The following is a 2,526-nucleotide window of genomic DNA, read 5'->3' on the forward strand; positions in this document are numbered from 1 at the left end:
TGGAGACTTCTCCACCAAGTATACTTCTATACCTGCATCAGCTATGTCCAGTGCAGCTCTAATTCCAGCTATCCCCCCACCTATAACTAAAGCCCTATTAACTACGGGTAGTTTCCCCCTTTCAAACGGCTCATATTTTGAAACCCTCTTCACAGCCGCCTTAACTATGTCTATTGCCTTCTCAGTTGCAACTTCTGGATCGTTGTAGTGAACCCATGAACATTGCTCCCTAATGTTTGCCATTTCAAACAGGAATCTGTTAAGTCCCGCTTCCTCCAATGCCCTCATGAATGTTTCTTCATGCATTGTCGGTGAGCATGCCGCCACAACAACCCTATCCACCCTTCCAGCCTTTATATCATCAATTATTAATTGTTGACCCGTCTTAGAGCACATGAACATGTAATCTTTAACCACCGAAACCTCATTTAACTTCCCAACTTCATCCACAACCCTCTTGACGTCAACTACTCCGGCAATATTCTTACCGCAGTGGCATACGTAGACTCCAACTTTAACCATTCCACTCAACCACGAATACAGTATTTCATGGAATATTTAAAAAAGGTTTTTGGATTTTACTTTGCACTAGTAGCTTTAAGTTTCTCTATGAGTTTTGGTATGAATTCGTAGAGGTCTGCGACCACACCGTAATCAGCGGATTTTATCATTGGCGCTTCTGCATCCTTATTTATTGCAACAACTACCTTTGCCCCCTGTATTCCAGCTAGATGCTGTATTGCACCTGAAATTCCGATGGCGATGTATAGTTTTGGGCTAACTTTATGTCCTGAGAGTCCAATCCACTCGTTAAACCATTTTAGGTCTGCTGCTACTGGTCTACTGCATGATACGACTCCACCAAGTATTTTCGCCAATTCCTCAGCCATTTTGCAATCTTCCTTCTTCTTAAATCCTCTACCCACAGACACGATGACTTCAGCGGCCTCTAGCGGAATTGCACTTAGCTCCTTCCTCTTCACATCAATTATTGTTGTTTTAGCTTCAATTTTAGGGGTATCTTCATAAACTATTTCGCATTTCACTTTCCATAGGGCTTTAGGCTCCGTAATTCTTCTGGGCATAGTCATGACCGTTACATCTGACATCGATTTTATGGTTTCAATGGCTTTAGAAGCGTAAATCATTCTTTTGGCAACTATACCTCCGTCGGTGTCCAATCTTAAATCTATGCAGTCAGCTACGTATCCTGCATTTAGCTTTGCAGCTATTCTTGCAGCTATCTCCCTGTTATTCTTGTTTGTTTCGAGGATTATCAGCTTTGAACTGGATTCCTTGGCAACCTTCCCTATAATTGCCTCAGCTTCATACATGCTCTTCAAATCTTTCACTATGTGTAGCTTGTCTATACCGTAATCTCCTGGATTTCTCACTTCCACTTTTGTTATTCCATCTATTCTTAAGTCTGTTGGTAGGGTTTCCCTTAATTTTGTGGATATTTCTATTAATGCTTCAGGGGATTCTGAGAATATTGTTGCATGCATGTTTTTCACCTCTTTATAACCCCCTCTCTAATTAGATTGTTGAGTAATTCATCTACCGCTTTGTCCACTGGTAGATCCTTTATCACCACCCCCTTCCTTTTAACTTCAACTCCCATTACGCTTAATGTTTTAAGTTTTGGTTTAAGGTCCACTTTTAATTGGCTTAGATTTAGTGTTTCTATAGGTTTCTTTGCAGCTCTAAGTATAGCTATTAATTGTGGTAGTCTAGGTGTGTTTATTTCCCTAGTTACTGTTATTATCGCTGGCATTTTGGCTTTAACTATTTCAATTCTATCTTCTAGATCCCTTTCAGCTATAACCTCCCCTCCATCTATGCTTATGCTTCTAGCGTATGTTATGCATGGGATTCCAAGTTTCTCAGCAACTCTAACTCCTACTTGTGCTGTATATTTGTCTATGGACATTTCACCAAAGAGTATTATTTGGAATGGCCCTTTAATCTTTAAAGTTTCAGCTAATGCCTCTGAAACTATATGCTCATCAACTTCGCCAATGTCGTTTAATATGTGTATGGCGTTGTCTACACCCATGGCTATTGCTTCCCTTAAAACCTCCTTAGCCTTATCTCCTCCAACGCTTATTGCAGTCACCTTTCCACCATGTTTCTCCCTTATCCTTAGTGCTTCTTCCAATGCATTTCTATCTATATCGCTCATCTTCATTGGTGTTACATGTATTAATGGTTCGAGGGTTTTAGGATCCACCTTTAGTTGGGATACATCCAATGCTTGTTTTATGCATACGGCTATCTCCATACGCTTAACCCTCATCTCATATAGTATTCCATTCAGTATTTAATGCTATTTTTCGTTGGGAAAACCTTTAATGCTATAAGTTCTTCATACCTTCTATGGGTGTTGAGTTTTGTCTAGAAGCTCAAGGGTTTCTGGTTTCTATAAGATGTCCATTGGTGAGAGGCTGAAGTTTGTTAAGGATTTTGCTGGTTTAACTGATGATGAGGTTGCTTTGATCTCTAAGTGTGGTAGGTTGTCTGTGGATT

Annotated in this window: 3 protein-coding genes; all 3 read right to left on the minus strand. The window is 40.2% G+C overall.

Going from position 1 to position 2,526, the window contains the following annotated elements; translation table 11 throughout:
• Positions 1-522 (minus strand): FAD-binding protein (locus MRT15_RS11785; protein ID WP_304330460.1); only part of this gene is annotated, 522 nt, incomplete at its 3' end.
• Between the two features lie 56 nt (positions 523-578).
• Positions 579-1,505, minus strand: a complete 927-nt coding sequence (locus MRT15_RS11790; protein WP_304330462.1) for an electron transfer flavoprotein subunit alpha/FixB family protein — start codon at positions 1,503-1,505, stop codon at positions 579-581.
• A 5-nt stretch (positions 1,506-1,510) separates the two neighbouring features.
• Positions 1,511-2,296: an electron transfer flavoprotein subunit beta/FixA family protein gene (locus tag MRT15_RS11795; protein ID WP_304330463.1), complete on the minus strand. Its 786-nt coding sequence runs from the start codon at positions 2,294-2,296 to the stop codon at positions 1,511-1,513.
• Between the last annotated feature and the right edge of the window lie 230 nt (positions 2,297-2,526).

The sequence above is a fragment of the Candidatus Culexarchaeum yellowstonense genome (assembly GCF_024707025.1).
Classification (GTDB): domain Archaea; phylum Thermoproteota; class Methanomethylicia; order Culexarchaeales; family Culexarchaeaceae; genus Culexarchaeum.

Excerpts from the sequence above, each read along its gene's own strand:
- MRT15_RS11790 (WP_304330462.1), bottom strand. The coding sequence starts at position 1,505 with ATGCATGCAACAATATTCTCAGAATCCCCTGAAGCATTAATAGAAATA.
- MRT15_RS11795 (WP_304330463.1), bottom strand. The coding sequence starts at position 2,296 with ATGAGGGTTAAGCGTATGGAGATAGCCGTATGCATAAAACAAGCATTG.